The sequence below is a fragment of the Arthrobacter sp. B2060 genome, assembly GCF_059090445.1.
The window spans coordinates 193,657-214,128 of record NZ_JBNHFR010000008.1 but is presented as its reverse complement, the minus strand read 5'-3'; the positions used below and the strand labels follow the sequence as shown (position 1 = coordinate 214,128).

Annotated in this window: 23 protein-coding genes; 12 read left to right on the top strand and 11 right to left on the bottom strand. The window is 63.8% G+C overall.

Annotated features, from left to right (window positions below):
* The first annotated feature begins 62 nt into the window (after nucleotides 1–62).
* The 7 genes from AC5RUM_RS15335 (at nucleotide 63) to AC5RUM_RS15305 (ending at nucleotide 6,440) form a co-directional block, all read left to right on the top strand.
* A complete protein-coding gene (locus AC5RUM_RS15335; RefSeq protein WP_494035725.1) occupies nucleotides 63–959 on the top strand; it encodes an amino acid ABC transporter permease in 897 nt (298 codons plus the stop codon).
* Complete coding sequence (locus AC5RUM_RS15330) at nucleotides 956–1,723, top strand: amino acid ABC transporter ATP-binding protein (protein ID WP_494035724.1); 768 nt, start codon at nucleotides 956–958, stop codon at nucleotides 1,721–1,723. Before AC5RUM_RS15335 ends, AC5RUM_RS15330 begins: the two co-directional genes overlap by 4 nt.
* A gap of 2 nt (nucleotides 1,724–1,725) precedes the next feature.
* The gene (gene solA / locus AC5RUM_RS15325; RefSeq protein WP_494035723.1) at nucleotides 1,726–2,859 is read left to right on the top strand and encodes an N-methyl-L-tryptophan oxidase; all 1,134 of its coding nucleotides are present in this window, start codon (nucleotides 1,726–1,728) and stop codon (nucleotides 2,857–2,859) included.
* Between the two features lie 65 nt (nucleotides 2,860–2,924).
* Nucleotides 2,925–4,382 (top strand): NAD-dependent succinate-semialdehyde dehydrogenase, encoded by a 1,458-nt coding sequence (locus AC5RUM_RS15320; RefSeq protein WP_494035722.1) that lies wholly within the window; start codon nucleotides 2,925–2,927, stop codon nucleotides 4,380–4,382.
* Between the two features lie 38 nt (nucleotides 4,383–4,420).
* A complete protein-coding gene (locus AC5RUM_RS15315; protein ID WP_494035721.1) occupies nucleotides 4,421–5,104 on the top strand; it encodes a GntR family transcriptional regulator in 684 nt (227 codons plus the stop codon).
* Nucleotides 5,105–5,174: 70 nt separating this feature from the next.
* Nucleotides 5,175–5,819, top strand: coding sequence for a GntR family transcriptional regulator (locus AC5RUM_RS15310; RefSeq protein WP_494035720.1), 645 nt, complete (start codon nucleotides 5,175–5,177; stop codon nucleotides 5,817–5,819).
* Nucleotides 5,820–5,855: 36 nt separating this feature from the next.
* On the top strand, nucleotides 5,856–6,440 hold the full coding sequence (locus AC5RUM_RS15305; RefSeq protein WP_494035719.1) for a dihydrofolate reductase family protein: 585 nt from the start codon (nucleotides 5,856–5,858) through the stop codon (nucleotides 6,438–6,440).
* On the opposite strand, the gene AC5RUM_RS15300 is transcribed toward AC5RUM_RS15305, so the two are convergent.
* The 3 genes from AC5RUM_RS15300 to AC5RUM_RS15290 form a co-directional block, all read right to left on the bottom strand.
* Nucleotides 6,424–7,089 carry a nucleoside/nucleotide kinase family protein gene (locus tag AC5RUM_RS15300; RefSeq protein WP_494035718.1) on the bottom strand — a complete coding sequence of 222 codons (666 nt, stop codon included), beginning with the start codon at nucleotides 7,087–7,089 and terminating at the stop codon, nucleotides 6,424–6,426. The two genes, AC5RUM_RS15305 and AC5RUM_RS15300, sit on opposite strands and share 17 nt — an antisense overlap.
* 32 nt (nucleotides 7,090–7,121) lie before the next feature.
* Nucleotides 7,122–7,628, bottom strand: coding sequence for a sensor histidine kinase (locus AC5RUM_RS15295; RefSeq protein ID WP_494035717.1), 507 nt, complete (start codon nucleotides 7,626–7,628; stop codon nucleotides 7,122–7,124).
* Nucleotides 7,629–7,781: 153 nt separating this feature from the next.
* Nucleotides 7,782–8,021, bottom strand: a complete 240-nt coding sequence (locus AC5RUM_RS15290) for a hypothetical protein (protein ID WP_494035716.1) — start codon at nucleotides 8,019–8,021, stop codon at nucleotides 7,782–7,784.
* A gap of 142 nt (nucleotides 8,022–8,163) precedes the next feature.
* Between AC5RUM_RS15290 and AC5RUM_RS15285 the strand changes: the two genes are divergently transcribed.
* Nucleotides 8,164–8,778: a TetR/AcrR family transcriptional regulator gene (locus AC5RUM_RS15285; protein ID WP_494035736.1), complete on the top strand. Its 615-nt coding sequence runs from the start codon at nucleotides 8,164–8,166 to the stop codon at nucleotides 8,776–8,778.
* Between the two features lie 14 nt (nucleotides 8,779–8,792).
* Here AC5RUM_RS15285 and AC5RUM_RS15280 read toward each other — a convergent pair whose 3' ends face one another.
* Together AC5RUM_RS15280 and AC5RUM_RS15275 are read right to left on the bottom strand one after the other, a co-directional pair.
* Nucleotides 8,793–9,374 carry a mucin-associated surface protein gene (locus AC5RUM_RS15280; RefSeq protein WP_494035715.1) on the bottom strand — a complete coding sequence of 194 codons (582 nt, stop codon included), beginning with the start codon at nucleotides 9,372–9,374 and terminating at the stop codon, nucleotides 8,793–8,795.
* 102 nt (nucleotides 9,375–9,476) lie between these two features.
* Complete coding sequence (locus AC5RUM_RS15275) at nucleotides 9,477–9,662, bottom strand: hypothetical protein (RefSeq protein WP_494035714.1); 186 nt, start codon at nucleotides 9,660–9,662, stop codon at nucleotides 9,477–9,479.
* A 556-nt stretch (nucleotides 9,663–10,218) separates the two neighbouring features.
* On the opposite strand from AC5RUM_RS15275, the gene AC5RUM_RS15270 reads away from it, so the two are divergent.
* The 3 genes from AC5RUM_RS15270 to AC5RUM_RS15260 all read left to right on the top strand — a co-directional run bounded on the left by AC5RUM_RS15270 (nucleotide 10,219) and on the right by AC5RUM_RS15260 (nucleotide 12,300).
* Nucleotides 10,219–10,662, top strand: a complete 444-nt coding sequence (locus AC5RUM_RS15270) for an Hsp20/alpha crystallin family protein (RefSeq protein ID WP_494035713.1) — start codon at nucleotides 10,219–10,221, stop codon at nucleotides 10,660–10,662.
* 223 nt (nucleotides 10,663–10,885) lie between these two features.
* A complete protein-coding gene (locus tag AC5RUM_RS15265; RefSeq protein WP_494035712.1) occupies nucleotides 10,886–11,296 on the top strand; it encodes a transporter substrate-binding domain-containing protein in 411 nt (136 codons plus the stop codon).
* The gene (locus AC5RUM_RS15260; protein ID WP_494035711.1) at nucleotides 11,293–12,300 is read left to right on the top strand and encodes a cation diffusion facilitator family transporter; all 1,008 of its coding nucleotides are present in this window, start codon (nucleotides 11,293–11,295) and stop codon (nucleotides 12,298–12,300) included. The genes AC5RUM_RS15265 and AC5RUM_RS15260 overlap by 4 nt, the downstream gene beginning before the upstream one ends.
* 2 nt (nucleotides 12,301–12,302) lie before the next feature.
* Here the strand turns inward: AC5RUM_RS15260 and AC5RUM_RS15255 are convergent, their stop codons facing one another.
* Nucleotides 12,303–13,046 carry a GAF and ANTAR domain-containing protein gene (locus tag AC5RUM_RS15255; RefSeq protein ID WP_494035710.1) on the bottom strand — a complete coding sequence of 248 codons (744 nt, stop codon included), beginning with the start codon at nucleotides 13,044–13,046 and terminating at the stop codon, nucleotides 12,303–12,305.
* A gap of 224 nt (nucleotides 13,047–13,270) precedes the next feature.
* Here AC5RUM_RS15255 and AC5RUM_RS15250 point away from each other — a divergent pair, with 224 nt between their 5' ends.
* Nucleotides 13,271–14,143, top strand: a complete 873-nt coding sequence (locus AC5RUM_RS15250) for an NAD-dependent epimerase/dehydratase family protein (protein WP_494035709.1) — start codon at nucleotides 13,271–13,273, stop codon at nucleotides 14,141–14,143.
* 25 nt (nucleotides 14,144–14,168) lie between these two features.
* On the opposite strand, the gene AC5RUM_RS15245 is transcribed toward AC5RUM_RS15250, so the two are convergent.
* From AC5RUM_RS15245 to AC5RUM_RS15225, 5 genes are all read right to left on the bottom strand, one after another.
* Nucleotides 14,169–14,378: a hypothetical protein gene (locus AC5RUM_RS15245; protein ID WP_494035708.1), complete on the bottom strand. Its 210-nt coding sequence runs from the start codon at nucleotides 14,376–14,378 to the stop codon at nucleotides 14,169–14,171.
* Between the two features lie 23 nt (nucleotides 14,379–14,401).
* Entirely contained in the window at nucleotides 14,402–15,718 is a 1,317-nt protein-coding gene (mmsB, locus tag AC5RUM_RS15240; protein WP_494035707.1) for a multiple monosaccharide ABC transporter permease, read from the bottom strand.
* A gap of 5 nt (nucleotides 15,719–15,723) precedes the next feature.
* Entirely contained in the window at nucleotides 15,724–17,253 is a 1,530-nt protein-coding gene (gene mmsA, locus AC5RUM_RS15235; protein WP_494035706.1) for a multiple monosaccharide ABC transporter ATP-binding protein, read from the bottom strand.
* Nucleotides 17,254–17,354: 101 nt separating this feature from the next.
* Complete coding sequence (chvE, locus tag AC5RUM_RS15230) at nucleotides 17,355–18,479, bottom strand: multiple monosaccharide ABC transporter substrate-binding protein (RefSeq protein WP_494035705.1); 1,125 nt, start codon at nucleotides 18,477–18,479, stop codon at nucleotides 17,355–17,357.
* 375 nt (nucleotides 18,480–18,854) lie between these two features.
* Nucleotides 18,855–20,441 (bottom strand): alkaline phosphatase D family protein, encoded by a 1,587-nt coding sequence (locus AC5RUM_RS15225; protein WP_494035704.1) that lies wholly within the window; start codon nucleotides 20,439–20,441, stop codon nucleotides 18,855–18,857.
* Nucleotides 20,442–20,472 lie beyond the last annotated feature (31 nt).

Below are 20,472 nucleotides of genomic sequence, written 5' to 3'. Positions count from 1 at the left end.
AAGCCAAAATCCGCTAAGGGGCGTCCATGCAGCAAACAACTATGGAAAGACGTGACCCGAGCATGAACGGGAAAGAATCACATCTCAAGCCACGGCTGCGGCGGCGCAGCACCTTTGAGTATGTTGCCTGGGTTATCTGCAGCCTGATCGGCATCGGCATTCTGGTCTCGGTCTCGACCAACCCCAACTTCAGGTGGGGTGTCGTCGCCCAGTACTTCACGCATGAATCCATCCTGCGTGGCCTGATGCTCACGATCTTCCTGACTGTTGCGAGCATGGCCCTGGGAACGCTCCTGGGGCTGGGGCTGGCGATCATGCGGTCCTCGAGCATCAAACCGGTTGCGGCCACCGCGAATGTTTACATCACGATTTTCCGTGGGACACCGGTCCTGGTGCAGTTGATCTTCTGGTTCAATGTTGCGGCGCTGTACCCGAACCTGACCATTGGGATTCCGTTTACGGATATCGGCACGGCGATCGATGTGAACGCCCTGATGGCGCCGATCACCGCGGCTCTGGTCGGGCTGACGCTGAACGAGGCCGCGTACATGGCCGAGATTATCCGTGGCGGCTTCTCCTCGGTCGGCAAGGGCCAGATCGAGGCCGCCGACTCCCTGGGCATGAGCAGTGCGATGAAGATGCGCAAGGTCATCATCCCCCAGGCCATGCCCTCGATCATCCCGGCGACCGGTAACCAGGTCATCGGCATGTTCAAGGGAACGTCCCTGGTCAGTGTGCTCGGCGTTGCCGAGTTGCTCCAAAGCGCCCAGCTCATCTACGCCCGCACCTACGAGACCATCCCGCTGCTGATCGTCGCCAGCCTCTGGTACCTCGTGATGACCCTGCTGCTGAGCTACCCGCAGTCCAAGCTCGAGCAAAAATACTCCCGCGCAACGTCCCGCCTTCCCCGGAAGGCGAAGAAGGTTGTGCTGACAGAACCGGAAGGGACCCTGCGATGAGCAACGACGGCACCATTCACGCCCGCGGAATCCGAAAGTCTTTCGGACCCAAGACGGTCCTGAAGGACATCAACCTGGACATCGCCAGCGGAGAGATCTGCTGCATCATCGGCCCCAGCGGTTCCGGCAAGTCCACCGTCCTGCGCTGCATCAACGGCCTGGAGACCGTTGACTCCGGTGTTCTGAAGGTCAACGGTGAGGACTTCGGCTATTACGAGACTGCGCACGCCTACCACGCGCACAGCCCCAAGAAGCTGGCTGAGCAGCGTACGAGGGTGGGCATGGTGTTCCAGTCGTTCAACCTGTTTCCGAACATGACCGCCCTGGAGAACGTCATGTCCGGGCCGGTGCTGGTCAAGGGCGCCGACAAGAAAGAGTCCGCCAAGCGGGCCCAGGAACTCCTCGCCAGTGTCGGCCTGGCCGGGTTCGGGGACTACTACCCCGCGCAGCTCTCCGGCGGGCAGCAGCAGCGCGTGGCGATCGCCCGGTCCCTGGCGATGGACCCGGAGATCATCCTGTTTGATGAACCAACGTCCGCGCTGGACCCCGAAAAGGTCGGCGAGGTCCTGGCCGTGATGAAGGATTTGGCGAAGAAGGGCATGACCATGGTGGTGGTCACCCACGAAATGGGTTTCGCCCGCGAAGTGGCCGACTCGCTGATCTTCATGGATGACGGCTACGTGGTTGAACGCGGCGACGCCCGGGAAGTCCTGGCCAACCCGAAGGAACCCCGCACGCAGGCCTTCCTGGAAATGGTGCTCTAGGCATGGACGGAAAACTCGCAGTCATCGGGCTGGGCAGTATCGGAAGCATGGCCCTGTGGCAGGCCTCCCGCCTGTCTGATTCAGTGGTCGGGTTCGAAGCCGCGTCTCCCGGCCACGGCCGCAGCGCCGTGGGCGGGGACACCCGGCTGTTCCGCATGATCTACCGCGGCAACCCGGACCTCTACCCCATCCTGGAACGCTCCCGCAGCCTCTGGGCCGAACTCGAAGCCGAGACCGGCCAGAGCATCCTGACCCGCTGCGGCGGTCTCTCCATCGGCACTAAAGACGGCGCCTACCTCTCGGCCCTGCTGGAAACCACCCGGACCAACGGCGCCGAGCACGAAATCCTCAGCCGCGAAGAGATGGCCGAACGCTACCCGCAGCACAACCTCCGCCCGGACGACATCGCCGTCTACGACCCGCACGCCGGTGCCCTGCGCACCGACCGTGCGGTCACGGCCGCGGTCGCGGCCGCCCAGGCCAACGGCGCGACAGTCCACACCAACACACCCATCGACAGCATCACCGAAACCGTCGACGGCGTCGTCATCACCTCGGGTGAGAAGTCCTGGACGTTCGAGAACGTGATCGTCTCCTCCGGCGGCTGGTCCCAGAAGCTCATGCCCGACTACCTGAAGGCAGCAACGCAGACCAAGCGGCTCATCCTGACCTGGTTCGTCGCCAAAAACGCAGCAGAGTTCTCGCCGGAGAAGTTCCCCGTCTTCAGCCGGGTCCACGAGGGCCGCTCCATGTACGGCGCTCCCGCCGTCGACGGCGCCACAGTCAAAGCCACCCTTGACGGCCGCGGCAGACCAACACCGGACCCGGACGCCGTGCCCAGGGAACTGACCCCCGCGGAAATCACCGAGACGACCGAAACCGTCGCCGAGTTCCTCCCCGGCCTGATCCCCAACATCGTCCGTTCCGACACCTTCCCCGAGCTCTACACCAAGGACGGCAACCCCATCCTTGGCCGGTTCAGCGAAGGCAGCAGGCTCTACTGCGCCACCGGCTTCTCCGGCGGCGGCTTCAAAAACGCCACCGGATATGGCCAGATCGCGGCCCACGAGGCCCTCGGCAAACAAACCTACGAGGGCCTGGGCTTCGTACGCCCGGAGCGGTTCAAGACGAGCTAAACCCCATCTGTCAGCAATAGAACAAGCTATGAAGCCATCCTTGCACCCAGCACTGAAAGCGTGACATGAGCACTTCATTTGACCCCAGCACCCTTCACACAGATCTGTTCATCAACGGTGGCTGGCAAAAGGCCGCCAATGGCGCCACTTTCCCTGTTGAAAATCCGGCCACAAATGAAATCATTGCCCACGTCGCCGACGGCGGGTCCGAAGATGCAGCACAGGCCATCGAGGCTGCCAGCCGGGCCCAGGCGCAGTGGGGAAAGTCCACTCCGCGTGAGCGGGCCGACATCCTGCGCCGGGCCTTTGAGCTGGTCATCGCCAACACCGACCACATCGCCGCGATCATGACCGCGGAGATGGGCAAGCCGCTGGCCGAGGCCAAGGGCGAGGTGGCCTACGGCGCCGAAATGCTCCGCTGGTTCTCCGAAGAAGCCGTCCGCATCGGCGGGGACCACACCACCTCGGTGGACGGCAAGACCCAGATCATGATCACCAGGGAACCCGTCGGTCCCTGCGTGCTGGTCACGCCGTGGAACTTCCCGCTGGCCATGGGGGCACGCAAGATCGCCCCGGCCGTGGCCGCGGGCTGCACCATGGTCTTCAAGCCCGCAGCACTGACACCCCTGACCTCCCTGGCGCTGGTGGACATCTTCCGGCAGGCCGGCCTTCCCGACGGCGTCCTGAACGTCGTCACCACCTCCAAGGCCGCCGCAGTGGTAGATCCATGGATGAGCAGCGGCATCGCCCGCAAGATCAGCTTCACCGGCTCCACCGGCGTGGGCAAGATCCTGCTGCGCCAGGCGGCCGAGAACGTCATGCGCTCCTCAATGGAACTGGGCGGAAACGCCCCGTTCATCGTCCTGGCCGACGCGGACATCGAAAAGGCCGTCGACGGTGCCATGAAGGCCAAGATGCGGAACATGGGCGAGGCCTGCACCGCCGCGAACCGTTTCTTCGTGCACCGCTCCGTCCTGGCGGAGTTCAGCGAGAAGTTCGCCAAGAAGATCTCCGAACTGCGGGTCGGCGACGGCGCCCTCGAGGGAACCGAGGTCGGGCCCCTGATCGAGCAAAAGGGCCTGGACAAGGTCGAAAGCCTGGTCGCCGATGCCGTGTCCAAGGGCGCACGCGTCCTGACCGGCGGACGCCGCCCCGAGGGCCCCGGCTACTTCTACACCCCCACCGTCCTGACCGACGTGCCCCTGACCGCGGACCTGATGAACACCGAGATCTTCGGACCCGTCGCAGCCATCACGGCCTTCGACAGCGAAGAGGAAGTGCTCCGCCTGGCCAACGACACCGAATGGGGCCTCGTGGGCTACGTCTTCACTGAAAGCATGAACAAAGCCCTGCACTTCTCCGCAGAACTCGAAGTTGGCATGCTCGGGATCAACACAGGACTGGTATCCAACCCGGCAGCACCCTTTGGCGGGGTCAAGCAGTCGGGACTGGGACGCGAAGGCGGCAAGGTCGGCATAGAGGAATTCCTCGAGATCAAATACACGGCAATAGCTGTCCAGTGAATATGTAGTCGGCGATGAGTGAAAAGAGTGGGATGTCAATGGCACCGAAAGGCCTGTTCACCCTGGAAGGAAGGCCCACCGCGCAGCTGATCGCCGATCAGCTGCGCGAACAGATAGTCCAGGGGACCTTCCGCCCGGGACAGCAGATCAACGAATCTGCCGTGGCCAGCCAGCTGAACCTCCTGTCCAGAGGCCCACTCAGGGAAGCGTTGCAGCGCTTATGCCAGGAAGGGATCCTCATCAGCCGGCGTAACCGCGGAGTCTTCGTCCTGGAACTTAAAGCAGAGGACATCAGGGAGATTTACGCGGTCCGCGAAGCTGCGGAAATCTCCGCCGCCAACAGCCTGCTCGATGGCGGGCCGGAGCAGCTCCAAGACACCTGCGAAGTGCTCAAGGTAATCGTCCGCGATATGACGAAACAACTGGGTGTCCCCGACTGGCAGGTCTTCGCACGGCTGGACATGCAGTTCCACACCTCCTTCATTGCCGGGACGGGAAATTCCCGTCTTGTCAGGATGTACGAGACCCTGGCAACCGAATCACGAATGTGTATCCTCAACCTTGCGGCTTCCCACCGAAGCGTTGACGTCCTGGTTGAGGAACACCAAAGCATCCTGGATCTGCTGGAGGCAGGCGATAGGAAAGGGCTCCACGAGGCCATTAAGAAACACATGCAACACGCCGTTGAAGGCTTCACCGCAACACGACAGGACACCGCGTGAAGAGTTCCCGGTACAGCCCGTGGTCTGGAATATCCTGTATAATCGACAATCGACAACAGGAGGCGACCGCATGGAACCGAAGTTCGAGTGGCAAGCGCAGCGGACGACGACACCGGACGGCGTCTACAGTGTGCTGCGGACCGCCATTCTGGACGGAACTGTGCCCCCCGGCGGGCAGCTGCGGGAAATGCATATCGCTAAAGATCTCGGGATCAGCCGGTCACCGCTGCGCGAGGCAATGACGAGGCTGGAGGAGGAAGGGCTGATCGTAAAGGTCCCCTTCCGCGGGTCCTTCGTTGTGGAGGTAAGCGCTCGGGAGGTCGCCGACATCGCATCCGTCCGACTGCTGGTCGAACCGTACGCTGCCCAGCTCTCTGCCGAAGCGCTGTGCGGACCCCAGCGGCCGCTGTTGATGCAAACCATCGAGGAGCTCAACCGGGCAACGGAGAATAACGACATCCCGGCCAGCATTGACGCACACCTTCGCTTCCACAGGCTCTTTTACGACTTTTCAGGGAATGGCGCGCTGCAAAACCTTTGGAATGGTTGGGAGAACAAGCTGCGTCTCTACCTCGCCATCGACCATCGCTCGTACCACGATCTGCACGACATTGCCGTTGAGCACGAGAGATTGGCTGCTTTTGCCCTGGACGGCGACACTGATGGGTTCCGGCAGGAGCTGGCCAACCATTTCCAGTCGGCGCTGCGCGGCTAACTGTAAGACTGCATCAACAAGCCGCATTGTTTCGGAATGACACGCAAGATCATCCTCATGATGTCGGTCTCCCTGGACGGATTCTTCGAGACGGCCGACCGGGACATCAGCTGGCACCAGGTGGATGACGAAATCCTCCACCACTTGAACGCGCAGTTCCGGTCGATGGGAGCCTTTATGTTTGGGCGTGTCACTCATGAGTTGATGGCCGGTTACTGGCCCACGGCAGACCAGGATCCGGACATCTCGGCGGAACTCGTTGAGTTCGCCGGGATCTGGCGCGAGATGCCCAAGTTCGTGTTTTCGCGGACCCTCACGCAGGCAGGCTGGAATACCGCGGTGATTCACGACGTGGTGCCGGAAGAAATTGCGGAACTGAGGGCGCAGCCCGGCGGCGATATTGCCCTTAGCGGCGCCAACTTGGCTTCCACTTTCATGCGGCACGGTCTGATTGACGAGTTTCAAGTTCTCGTCCATCCCGTGGTTCTGGGGCAGGGCCGGCCGCTGTTCGAGTCCCCTGATGTCAGGATGGACCTCAGGCTCGAGGGGACACGGTCGTTCGGCAACGGCGTCGTTTTGCTCCACTACTCGAGCGGCGGCGCCATCAGCGCCAAACAATGACCCGGTCCGCACGGTGCCGCGTGGCTTCAATGAGCCGCGCGTTCGCTTCGTCGGATCCGTTCGCCCAGGCTTCGGCCGCAGGCCGGTCCATTCCAAAGAGCATATGCCGCTCCACGAGGCGGGAGAGCCGCAGTTCCGGGGGAGTATCGATGAACCACACCTCGTCCAGCTGTGACCGCACCCGCTGCCACGCGGGGTCCTCGGCCAGCAGGTAGTTCCCTTCCGTGATGATGAGGGGTACCGAGGCCGGCACGGCTATAGAGGCAGCCACAGGTTCGTCGAGGGACCTCCGGAAGTCCGGTGCGTAAACAACGTCCTCGTCCCGCAGCGCCAGCCGCTGCAACAGGGAGAAATAACCGCCGACGTCGAACGTGTCCGGGGCGCCCTTGCGCCGCTTCAGCGGCGTGCCGTCGATGACGGCGTTCCCCAGGTGGAAGCCGTCCATGGGAACCACCAGCGCCGCCTGCGGTCCGAAGAAATCGGCGAGGAAGGCGGAGAAGGTGGACTTTCCGGAGCCGGGGGCACCGGCTATGCCAAGGAGTATGCGGGAACCGTTGGACATCCGGAGGCGCAGCTCTGCGACGGCCTGCCGGATGTCCGGGGAATCGAAGGCCCGGGACGCAGACGGCTGGGCGTTGGGCTTAATCATGCAATGAATCCTAGGCCAGGCCCGGCGGCGCGTCAGTCCAATGGAATGGTGACGGTTACTTCGGTGCCGGTTCCGGGTTCCGACGAGATGGCGACGGTTCCGCCGGCTTCCTGCACCTCTGTGGACATTGTCCGAAGCCCGTGGCGGCGGCCGTCGGGAGCCTCCGGAAATGAGGTGTTGCCGGAGCCGGTGTGGGCCGCTGAACGCTTGCCGAATCCCTTGCCGTTGTCGGCAACCGTCAGACGGATGCCGTGGAAGACGGCCGTGAGCCGGACCGTCACGTCAGTGGCATGGGCGTGCCTGAACGCATTGTCCAAGGCTTCCTGCGCAGACCGGTACAGCAAAGAGGCGCAGCCCGCCGGGATCTCCACGCCGTGGTGTGGTGTCTCCCAGTGGACGCAGGTGCCCTGGCGGCGCAGCGGAACCGTCAGCCGGTCGATGCAGCCAGCGAGTCCGAGCCGGTGAAAATCCGCAGACACGGGAGCCGCAGCCGTGTCCGCTGCCTCCGCCACACCGTCGAGAGTTGCTGAGCTTTCCATGCCGGCCCCGTCTCCTTGCACCCTAAATGCGTGAGTTCCGGGGACCTTTCCCCGGGCTGTTGCATTTAAGGGTGGCGCGGGAGGATCAGGCTTAGCGCGGCATATCCTCAGGATCGGATCAGGATTTATGCCTGAAGAATCCCAAGGCCGGGTTTACTGGGCGAACGTCCAGGGCTGGAGCGCCTGCTGCGGATACGTGACCGCGTCCGCGGCGTCGAGCACTTCGAGTGCCGTCATGTGGGCTGCCGCGGCCACTTCGCGTATAGGTTTGCCGTGCGTCACGGCGGCTGCAACCGCAGTCTGCAGAGTCACTGCGGCGGGTTCGTGCTCGGCGCTGGTGGTTTCCAGCGTGGCAACGGCTTCCTCCACTGCCCGGATGTCTTCATCGTCCATCAGTGCACTCCTACTCTCTGCTCCATTGCAGTAACTCCTGCGGCGTCACCGGGACGGGGTTCCGGTGAAGCTGCGTCATGCTGATAAAACAATAAGACAGACAGGTCTGTCTCGGCCAGTCCCGCGGTAGAGTATTTCCTTGATGAACGCACCTGAAGCAAGCGAGGGCACTTTGCTGCCCCAAGGGGTTCGTGCCGGCCAGAACGAACCCCTGCACCGGATACTATCCGCTGCCTACGAGCTCTTCTCCCGCCGCGGGATCCGCGACGTCGGCATTAACGAGCTGATCGAGCGCTCCGGCGTGGCCAAATCCACGTTCTATCGGCACTTCCCGTCGAAGGACGCGCTGGTTCTTGCCTTCCTCGCCCTCCGCGACCAAGTGTGGACCGTGGACCTCATCGTTGCCGAAGCCCGGCGCAGGGGAGATACGCCTGAGGGGCGCCTCCTGGCCATCTTCGATGTGTTCGGCGACTGGTTCCAGCGCGACGACTTCGAGGCCTGCACGTTCATCAACGTCCTCCTTGAAATGGGCCCCGAGCATCCTCTGGGCGAAGCCAGCATCGGCTACCTGGCCCGAATCCGCGGCCACCTCCAGGCACTTGCTGAAGAGGCCGGCTTGCGCGACACCGAGGAATTCGCCCGCTCCTGGCACATCCTGATGAAGGGCTCGATCATTTCGGCCACGGAGGGGGACTTCCTTGCTTCCAAGCGTGCCCAGCAGATGGCCGGCTGGCTGATCGCGCACCACCGGAGCTGAGACCGAATTTCTGCTCACCCCTCCTTATCTTTTCCTTTGCCGGGCCCATTATCTGAGCCCTTGCCTGGCCCCTTGCCACCGTTTTCGTCGCCAGGCGCAGGGGGCGACGACGGCAGGGGCGCCACGGTGGGCGGCGATGGGTGGGCGGCGAGGTTTTGACCCGCAGCCGCAGCCGCTTCCGCGGTTTCGGCCGCCGCCTTCGCGGCCGCGGCCTCGGCCTGGGACGCTGCCGCCTTCTCTGCCGCAGCTTTGGACGCCGCCGCCTTTGCGGCAATGGCGGCGCGGAGATCTGCCCGGACCGCTTCAATCGCTTTCATGATGCTTTGATGGCGCTTGAAGGAGACCTTCCCGTCCGCTGCGGCGCGGGTGACGTGATCCGCGAGTTCATCAAGGGTCCGCAGACCGGTTGCGGGATCTGCACTGGCGGCTGCAGTGCTGACGGTCAAGACCCGTGTCTGCAGTTCCTTGCCGGTCTGCGGGTCCAGATCGGGTGAAGCTGGACTGCAGCCCAAAAGAGCAGCAGCCATGAAGCAGGCGGCCAGCGGCTTGGCGGCGACGCCCAGTCTCCGGCCCGTGCGGTCCAGCGAATCCTTCAAAGTTCCCAACCCTTGTGCGACGGTCCCCGGCTGAGGATCTGCCACAGCCGGAGCGGCGCCGTCAGGTAACGGCAGCCGAATAGATCATAAGCCTACTTAGCTTCAGTCGCAGACTCCGCGGAAGACGAGGGGGCGGCGCGAGTTCTCGTGCAGGTGGCACAACAGCGCCTGCTCAGGGCAGTCGGGGTGGGCGGCGAGATGGCGCAAAAGCCTTAGCCTGACCTCCGACTGGGGATCTGTGGCTGAAATGATGTCCAGGATGAGGTCAATGACCTGCTGGCGCAGCACGGTCCGGCCCCACGGGTCGGATGGCCCGGTGCAGGTCGGATAGAGGCTGACCGCTGGTTGGCAATTCCGAAGCCCCGGTCCTGGTTGCGGCTCGCTGTCCGGCACTTCGCGCTTCTGCCGGTCGGGGACGCTAGCGGCCATCACGGCCCCCCAGGTCGTCGGCGCCTGCCGCTGCAGGAAGGCCTGGGAGTAACAGCTTCTTCATCGGGGGCTCTCCTTCACGGGGCTTCGCTGCGGGACACAGCCCAGTATCCCGCCGCGCTCCTGTGAAAATCTCGGCGTGCCATCCCCGCAACCCGGGGATGCGGGCGGGAATTGGGGGGTGCGTGAAGCGGAATGGTCCCCGCCCGGGGGAGTGCCAAAGTTTCCGTCAGGTAATCCCCGGCTTTTCCCAAGGAAGCAGCAGGAAGTGGCGGGATATCGCACGGACGGAGCCTTAACATGCGGCTGCCTCCGGCGTAGTTTATTGGTGTCGGATGCATCCCGGCCCGTACGCTGCATATAAAAATCCGCTGCATGTAAAAACAGGGTCGGTCACAGACAGGAGGTAACAGCGATGGCTAACATTCTCCGCCGTGCCGGTGTTGAGTTCCCGGAGCCGTTCCGCCGGTTCCTGGAAGGAGATCTGGACTCCTGGCTCCGCGTGGAGGAATACCGTGAGGGCGGTAACTTGGTGGTTAAGGCCGAGGTCCCGGGAATTGACCCGGATAAGGACGTCGACATCACCCTGGCGGGTAATCAGTTGGAGATTTCGGTCCGGCACGAGGAAAAGGCCGAGCACAGGGATAAAGACGGTTACCGTTCCGAATTCCGCTACGGCACCTTTGCCCGCACGGTGAGCCTGCCCGCTCCCGTAAGCCAGGAAGACGTCAGCGCCTCGTACACTGACGGGATCCTTGAAGTCCGCATCCCCGTGCCCGAAGAGCCCGCGGCCGGTGCCCGGAAGATCCGGGTCTCACGTGGTGCCGCGACGGCGCCCGGTTCCGCCGGCCCTGAGTAATACCTTCAGCGTAAAACCTTCAGCGAATCACTGCGTTATCGCGGAGCCCTCGGGCCCCGCGTTGGATAGAGTCGACCTGCACGCGGCCGCCCGGCCGGCCGCATGCATCCCGGTCGGCGAAAGGGACGCAGTGTTTCGGATCAGACAAACGTTCGTGAGGCGTATGGCGGGGTTGCTCGCTGTCGTGATCCTTGCTGGAGGGCTTGCTGGCTGCGCTGTCTCAATGCCCCGGGACCCGGACGGCACCTTGGAGCGGGTCACTGGGGGAAACCTGCGGGTTGGTGTCACGGCCAACGGCAAGTGGGCCAGCCTCCGTGACGGACAGGAACCCCAAGGCATCGAACCAGCCTTGGTGCGCTCCTTTGCCTCCTCCATCAGCGCCAGGCCCGAATGGGTCACCGGAAGCGAACAGGAGCTTACCAAGGCGCTCAAGGAGGGTGAGCTGGACCTGGTGATCGGGGGTTTTGCCGCTGACACACCGTGGATCACACACGCGGGAACCACGCGCCCGTACACCGAATCGAACGACGCCTTTGGCAAAACCGTGAAGCATGTGTTCCTTGTGCCGCTGGGCGAGAACGCCTTTCTGCTGGCCCTGGACCGCTTCCTCCTGCAACAGGACGTGCAGGGGTGAGCCGCACGGAAACCGCCGCCAAGTTCGGCAACACAGAACTGCCCCGGGAGCAAAAAGAGGCCCTGCAAAAGGCGATCAGGTTCGAGTGGATCACCCTTGCTTTTCTGACCGTTTCCACCGCTCTCGTCTTTTTGGTTCTGGGCAATTCCCAGGCAATGAAGGCCGCCTGGATCGAAGACCTCCTCTCGTTCCTGCCGCCTCTGGCCTTCCTGCTGGCCGCCCGGCTGATTCGTCGGCCTCCGACGCAGAAACATCCGTACGGCTATCACCGCTCAGTGGGGATTGCCCACCTTGTTGCCGCGGTGGCGCTGGTGGCCATGGGATCCTTCCTGGTTGTCGACTCCGGCGCCGGCCTGGTCAGCGCGGAGCACCCGACGATCGGCGGCATCGAGCTGTTCGGCCAGACCATCTGGCTGGGCTGGCTGATGATCGCGGCGATGCTGCTGACCGCGGCTCCTCCGGTGTACTTGGGGCGGGTCAAAATCAAGCTGGCCGAAAAGCTCCACGACAAAGTGCTCTACGCCGACGCCGATATGAACAAGGCCGACTGGATGACCGCGGGCGCCGCGGCTGTGGGTGTTTTCGGCATCGGCGTCGGCCTTTGGTGGGCAGACTACGCGGCTGCCCTGCTGATATCGGTCAGCATTCTCCGGGACGGAGTGAAGAACCTTCGCGGTGCCGTGGGAGCGCTGATCGACACCCGGGCGCACACCGTGGACGACTCCGCGCCGGACCCGCTCAACCGGCGGATCGACGTCTACCTGAAGGGGCTTCCCTGGGTTAGCCAGGCCGCCTCACGCATCCGCGACGAGGGGCACGTGTTCCACATCGAGTCCTTCGTGGTGCCGGCCGGGGGAGCCGCCCCGTCCCTGGAAACCATGGAGGAAACACGCAAAGCCTGCGCCGGGCTCGACTGGAAGGTGCAGGACCTCGTCATCATTCCGGTTGCGGAGCTGCCGAAGGAATTCCTGCCCGGACTGCGGTCCCCGGGTGCGGAGTACTGAGCCTAGCCCTCGTAGTGGGTCTTCGCCGGCCCCTGTCCGAGTGAGTCGACGATCGCCGTCGCCACGCTGTGGAGCTTGGTGTTCCGCGTGCTGGAGGCGGCCTTCAGCAGCTGAAATGCCTCCTCCTGGCTGCACCGGTTCTGGGCCATGATGACCCCGACGGCGACGTCAATCACCGTCCGGGACTCCAGTGTTGCCTTGAGGTTTGCGGCCGCATCACTGTAGTGGGCAAACCGCACGGCGAGGCGCAGTGCCATGGATGTCTGGGTGACAAAGTCCTCGGCGAGGTCCAGGACGCGTCCCTCGAACCTGCCGGGGCGGTGGGAGTAGAGATTCAGGGCGGCGCGCGTCTCGCCCTCAAGCTGGAAGGGGATGGCCAGGATGGAACGTACGCCATGGGCCAGCACCTTGCGGGAGTACTGGGGCCATAGCCCGTGCTCTTCAAGATCCGGGATATGGACAGTCACCTGCTCGCGCGAGGCAGTCATGCAGGGCCCGTCACCGAAGTCGTATTGGATCTCGTCCATGGCCTGGGCCTCGGGGGTGCTGCTTGCCACCGTGGCGGCTTTGCGGTGCCGCAGCAGTGTGATTCCGCACAGGACTTCGTCGCCGGGTTCGGAAAGGCTCCGGGCCGAGACCCGGGCAAGCTCATGGAGGAATGCCTCCACATCCGAGCTTGCGAGCACCATCTCATTCAGGTGCTCCGTGATTGATGTTTCAGATTTTGCGGTCGACTCGCTGGCCACGATTTCCAGTACCGTTTCGCTCAGGTCAAGACGAGCCGGCGGGCGCAGCGCATACCACGGAAGGGGAGCGGGTAGCGGCAGCAAAGAGCCGGATCGAACAACTATCCAACGGCCTTCTGCTAAACCGTACCGAGAAATTATATACACCAGTTCGCAGGGCATTATGACTGCGCCGGCGCATCCTCCCGCCTAGGCTGGGGGAGAACGAACCCGAGGAGACCACCATGAGAATTGCTGTGACAGGCGGAAGCGGAAAACTGGGGCGCAGCGTTGTCCGCAGGCTGACGGAGGACGGCCATGCGGTCCTGAACCTGGACCGGACGGGCGAGAGAAGTCCGGCCCTGGCCATCGTGGACTTGCGGAACTATGGCCAGGTCCTGGATGTTGTCCTTGGCCTGGATGACCGGCACCAGGGCTTTGACGCGATCGTCCACCTTGGTGCCATTCCTGCGCCCGGACTTGTGCCGGATGCCGCCACGTTCGAAAACAACATGCTCTCCACATACAACGTCTTCCAGGCGGCCCGCCGGGCCGGCATCAAAAGGGTGGTGTACGCCTCCAGTGAGACGGTGCTGGGACTGCCGTTCGACGTCGACCCTCCCTACATCCCGGTGGACGAGGAGTATCCGGCACGGCCGGAAAGCACCTACTCGCTGGTGAAGCACCTGGAGGAGCAGATGGCCATCGAAATGACGCGGTGGGACCCGGAGCTCAGTATCACCGGCTTGCGGTTTTCCAACGTCATGGACCCCGAGGACTACGAGGATTTCCCGTCCTTCGATTCCGATGCCACGCTGCGCAAGTGGAACCTCTGGGGCTACATCGACGGCCGCGATGGTGCCCAGGCTGTGGCGCGCGCACTGGAGAACGGCAAGCCCGGGTTCGAGGCGTTCATCATCGCCAACGAGGACACGGTGATGAGCCGCTCCAGCGCCAGCCTTGCCGCGGAGGTGTTCCCGGGTGTCCGGGTGACCAAGGAGCTGGGGGAGCACGAGACCATGCTCTCCATCGACAAGGCCAAGCGGCTCCTCGGATTCGCGCCGGAGCACAGCTGGCGCAACTACCACTCCAACCGCACCACGCCCACGGAAGACTGACGATGTGCACCGGACGCGAGTGGCGTCAGCGGATGAGTTCCCGCGTCGTTCCGAACGGCACCTGATCGGAAAGCGCAGCCGTGTAACGGTCGGGTGCGTGGCGCGTGATCAGGATCCCATGTGTCCCGGATTGCATGGCCACTTCCTGAAGGGCCCGCACCGCGTCGTCGAGTTGCTGGTCCAGCGCTGGCCGGCTCGTGACCTGAATATCGATGCGTTCAGTGACGTCAGTCATGGTGCCTTTCCTTCCCGGTGAAATCAGCGGTTCTCGGCGTTCATCGGGTGGGGAACCGATGCCACGGTAACGGGTGTTTTGGCTGCTGCTGGCTGGGGTTTCTCGACGGCGGCGGGCGGGGTTGTCTTCCACTTGAACCGCTTGCCGATGGTGGATCCGCTGCCGCCGCCGCTGCGGTTCTTGTTGAAGATGTCGAAGCCCACTGCGAGCAGGAGCACCAGGCCCTTGATGAGCTGCTGGTAGTCGGTTCCGAGGCCGAGGATGGACATGCCGTTGTTGAGGACGCCCATGATCAGGCCGCCCACCATGGCTCCTGCCACGGTGCCGATGCCGCCCTGGACCGCTGCCCCGCCGATGAAGGCCGCGGCGATGGAGTCCAGCTCGAAGCCCGTGCCGCCGGCGGGCTGGGCGGAGTTCAGGCGTGCCGTGAAGACCAGGCCGGCCAGCGCGGCGAGGACGCCCATGTTCACGAAGAGCCGGAACGTCACGGCCTTGGTCTTGATGCCGGAGAGTTCGGCTGCGTGCAGGTTCCCGCCGATAGCGTAGGTGTGCCGGCCGAAGATGCTGTTGCTCATCAGGGCGGAGTAGGCGATGACCAGGACCGCGAGGACGATGAGGACGATCGGGGTACCGCGGTAGCTTGCCAGCAGGAACGTGATGGTGAGCATCAGCAAGGCGATGAACGCTGTCTTGATGGCGAACCAGGCCATGGGTTCGTTTTCGAGGTTGAACCTGCGGCGGACCCGGCGCTCCTTGATGGCCTGGAAGAGGATGGCCGCGGTGCCTCCCACGCCGAGGATCACGGTGAGCCACTCGAGCATGGAGGTGCCGCCCGAAATGTCGGGGAGGAAGCCGCCGCCCAGGGCGCGCAGCTCGTCAGGGAACGGCGTGATCTGCTGGTTCTTCAGGGTGATGAGGGTCAGCCCGCGGAAGATGAGCATCCCGGCGAGGGTGACGATGAACGCGGGGATCCCGACGTAGGCGATCCAGTACCCCTGCCAGGCGCCCACGAGTGCGCCGACGAGCAGGCACGCGGGGATCGCGATCCACCAGGCCCATCCCCAGTGGACGATCATCACGCCCGATACGGCGCCGATGAAGCCTGCAATGGAGCCGACGGACAGGTCGATGTGCCCGGCGATGATGACCATGACCATGCCGATTGCCAGGATCAGGATGTAGCTGTTCTGGACCACGAGGTTGGTCACGTTCTGGGGCTGCAGCAGGATGCCGTCGGTGAGGACCTGGAACAGGATGACAATGAGGATCAGGGCGACGAAGATGCCGACCTGGCGGAGGCGGCTTGCCAGGAAGCCGAGGGATTCTCGTAGGGCGGACATGTCCGTTATTCCTTCTCTTGGGTCATGTAGTGCATGAGTGTTTCCTGGGAGGCCTCTGCGATGGGGACCTCGCCGGTGACGTGGCCTGCGGACAGGGTATAGATCCGGTCGCAGATGCCCAGGAGCTCCGGGAGCTCGGACGAGATCACGATAACGGCTTTCCCCTGGGCGGCCAGTTCGGCGATGATCGTGTAGATCTCAAACTTGGCGCCGACATCGATGCCGCGGGTGGGCTCGTCGAGGATCAGCACATCGGGGTCCGAGAACATCCATTTGCTCAGGACCACCTTTTGCTGGTTGCCGCCGGAGAGTTTTCCGGTGATGGCCGCGACCGAGGGTGCCTTGATGTTCATGCTCTTCCGGTAGCGGTTGGCCACCGTGGTTTCTTCGTTCCTGTCCACCCAGCCGCGTTTGGCGAGCTTCCCGAGGGCGGCCATGGAGATGTTCCGCTGGATGTCCTCGATGAGGTTCAGGCCGTAGTGCTTGCGGTCTTCGGTGGCATAGGCGATGCCGTGGCGGATGGCTTCGGGCACGGTGGAGGTGTTGATCTCCCGGCCGTACTTGAAGACCTTGCCTGAGACGGCGTGTCCGTAGGTCCGGCCGAACACGCTCATGGCCAGTTCGGTGCGCCCGGCGCCCATGAGCCCGGCCAGTCCTACGACTTCACCCTTGCGGACGTTGAGGCTGGCGTTGTGGACCACAGTGCGGGTGCGGTCCTGCGGGTGCTGGACGGTCCAGTCTTCGATGCGGAGGACTTCCTCGCCGATCGATGGGGTGCGTTCGGGGTACAGGCTGTCGAGGTCCCGGCCCACCATGCCGCGGATGATCCGCTCCTGGGTGATCTGGCCCTGGTCCACGCGCAGGGTCTCGATGGATTTGCCGTCGCGGATGATGGTGACGGCGTCCGCCACCTTGCGGATTTCGTTGAGCTTGTGGCTGATGATGATGCTCGTCACGCCTTGGCCCTTCAAATGCAGGATGAGATCCAGGAGGTGGTCGGAGTCCTCATCGTTCAGCGCCGCCGTCGGCTCGTCCAGGATGAGCAGCTTGACTTCCTTGGAGAGGGCCTTGGCGATCTCCACCAACTGCTGCTTGCCGACGCTGATGTGCTGGATCGGCGTCACCGGGTTTTCGCTGAGTCCCACCCGGGCGAGCAGCTTGGCCGCCTCAAGGTTGGTCTGGCGCCAGTTCACCCAGCCGCGGGAGGCCAGTTCGTTGCCCAGGAAGATGTTCTCCGCGATGGACAGGTACGGGCTCAGGGCCAGCTCCTGGTGGATGATCACGATCCCGCGCTTCTCGCTGTCGGTGATGCTGGAGAACTCGCACGGTTCGTTCTCGAAGAGGATGTCCCCCTCGAAGGTGTTGTGGGCGTAGACGCCGGAAAGCACTTTCATCAGGGTGGATTTGCCGGCTCCGTTTTCGCCGCAGATCGCATGGACCTCGCCGCGGTTCACGTCCAGGGTGACGTCCTGGAGGGCCTTGACGCCGGGGAAGGTCTTGGTGATTCCCCGCATTTGAAGGATGGGTACGTTCATGGTGCTTTCCCGCTGGCTGGTGGGGTGCCGGGACCCTGCGGCTGCAGGGCCCGAGGGAGGGCGCGGCCCGGCCGGATGCCGGGCCGCGCCCTTCCCGGCGCCTACTTGATGTCGGCGTCGGTGTAGTAGCCGGAGTCGATGAGTTCCTGCTTGTAGTTGTCCTTGGTGATGATCACGGACTCAAGCAGGTATGCCGGGACTACCTTGACCTTGTTGTTGTAGGTCTTGGTGTCATTGGTTTCAGGCTCCTGGCCCTTCAGGACTGCATCGACCATCTTCACTGCCTGCTCGCCGAGCTTGCGGGTGTCCTTGAAGATCGTGGAGTACTGCTCCCCGGCGATGATGGACTTGACCGAGCCCTTCTCTGCATCCTGCCCCGTCACGATCGGAAGGCTGCCCTTGGAGTAGCCGCCGGTGCTGGTCAGCGCGGAGATGATGCCGATGGACAGGCCATCGTAAGGCGACAGCACGCCGTCGAGCTTCTTGCCGGAACTGTAGGCGGAGGTGAGGATGTCCTCCATGCGCTTCTGCGCCACCGGCGCCTGCCAGCGGAGGATGGCGGCCTGCTCGAACTTGGTCTGGCCGCTGGGCACCTTTAGTGTGCCGGCGTCCATGAACGGCTTCAGCGTGTCCATGGCTCCGGTCCAGAAAAAGTTCGCGTTGTTGTCGTCCGGGCTGCCGGCGAACAGTTCCACGTTGAACGGGCCCTTGCCGTCCACCTTTTTTCCGCTGGCATCCAGAAGACCCAGGCCCGTCAGGAGCGAGGTGGCCTGCTGGACGCCCACGGTGTAGTTGTCAAAGGTCGTGTAGAAGTCCACGTTAGGTGTGCCGTTGATCAGTCGGTCGTAGGCGATGACCTTGACGTTCTGCTCCTTGGCCTTGGCCAGGACATCGGTCAGGGTGGTGCCGTCGATCGCGGCGATGATCAGGGCCTTGGCGCCCTTGGTGAGCATGTTCTCAATCTGGGACACCTGCGTGGGGATGTCGTCGTTGGCGAACTGCAGATCCGTCTTGTATCCGAGTTCCTTCAGGGACTTTTCGACATTGCCTCCGTCGGCAATCCACCGCTCAGATGTCTGTGTCGGCATCGAAATGCCCACAAGGGAGCCGGCAGCATCGGTGCTGGCGGCGGGTGCCGCGGAGCCGGGCCGGCTGCCGCAGCCGGTGGCCCCGACCGTCACGGCCAGGACCACGGCGAAGGCTCCCAGGAGTTTTTTGAAACGCACGATGTTCTCCTTCCGCGGCTGACTCGGGCCGCGAATTGCTGCTGAGCCGGGAGGCATCTGCGCCTTCCGACGGGACCGGCATTGGGCTCCGGTCGGCTGCTGCGCGATCCTGAGGCCCGCACACCAGTGGGCTTTGCGGTCGGGGCGGCGTCCGTGCCGCCCCGTTCACTTCCTTGAAGCTGCTGCTCAATTCCTTGAGCGGGCTGTCGCTCTTGTGAGCGCTAACAATTACGAGAATAGCTCACCCCTTATTGTGGGTCAACTCACATGTTTACCAGATTGTGCGGGGGTTTTGCCTCTTCGGTGGGCTGGCGAAACCGCCGGGCAGTGTTGCCGCCCGGCGGTGGACTGCGGGGTGTGGCGCCCTCGGGCGCCCTAGCCGCGCCGCTGCAGTCCCGGAACGCCGTCCTCGATGCTGAAGGTTGCCTTCGTGCTGACCGGAGAGCCCGCTGCCGTGACGTACTCCAATACCCGGTAGTCAGCCGTGAGGGACTCCTTGGTAATCGTGGTCCGGACGTATCCCCGCTGGTCGTTGTAGAACTTCAGGTGCGGGTTCCATGCCATCGTCGGCTCCTTGACTGAGCCGGTTCCATTCCCGTTGGACGTGATGGAGGTGCATACCAGTTCCGAACCCACCACCGGCGCATCCGGATCCTTGAAGTCCACTTTGACGTCGCTGGCCCAGTTGCGGTGGACGTCGCCGGTAAGTACGACGGCGTTGCGCACCTTGGCGTCCACCCAGCCTTGCGTGATCCGGCGGCGTGAGGCGGCGTAGCCGTCCCAGCCGTCCATGGACATGTCATCGATGTCCGCCGCCTTGTTGCGGTCGCGCTCCGCGAAGAAGACCTGCTGGCCCAGGATGTCCCAGCGTGCCGTGGACTTCCGGAACCCGTCGAGCAGCCACTGCTCCTGAGCGGCGCCCGTGATGGTCCTGTTCTCCGCCAGGCGCCCGCCGACGTTTTTCCGCCAGCCGTCCCCGGCCAGCTGGTCGTCGCGGTACTGGCGGGTGTCCATCATGTGGAAGTTTGCCAGCTGGCCCCACTGGACCGAGCGGTAGATTTTCATGTCGGGGCCGGACGGAACAGACGGTGCTCGCAGCGGCATGTTTTCGTAGTAGGCCTTGAAGGCGGCGGCCCTCCGGGTGCGGAAGTTGGCGGCGGAGTCGTTGAGCTGTCCGGGATCTGCGTTCTCCGGCACCTCGTCCGCCCAGTTGTTGTCCACTTCATGGTCATCCCAGACCACCAGCCAGGGTGCCGCGGCGTGGGCCGCCTGGAGGTCGGCGTCGGCCTTGTACTGCGCGTGGCGCTGGCGGTAGTTCTCCAGTGTCACAGTCTCCGGGCCCTCATGGTCGCGGACGTTTCCGCCGCCCACCACGTAGGAGTCCTTTTTGTACTCGTACTGGTAGTCGCCGAGGTGGAGGACCAGATCCGGCTGGTCTTCCGCGAGGCGGCGGTAGGCGGTGAAAAAGCCGTGCTCGTACTGCGCGCAGCTGGCGAAGGACATGGCCAGCGCCGCCGGCGTCTCATACCAGGCCGGGCTGGTCAGTGTGCGGCCAACAGGGCTGATGTGGCGGCCCGCGCGGAAGCGGTAGAAATACTCGCGGCCCGGCTTCAACCCGCGCAGTTCGACGTGCACCGAGTGGGCACGCTCGGGAACCGCCCGCTCCACGCCGCGCTGCACCACCCTTTTCATGGCGGCGTCTTCGGCGACTTCCCATGCCACGCCCACCGTGCGCGACGGCATGCCGCCAAGGCCGTCCTCTGCCAGCGGGCTCAGGGCGAGGCGGGTCCAGATGACAAAGCCGTCAGGCCACGGGTCGCCCGAGGCAATGCCAAGGGTGAACGGATCGCCCGGGAGGCTTGCCTCCGAGTTCCGCTGGTCCGCGACGGCAGTACCCGGCAGGGCGATGACCAGGCCGGCACCCAGGCCGGCGGTGATGAGAGATCTGCGCGAAATGTCCATGGCACGAACGTAGCCAGTCCGTTTTGACAGC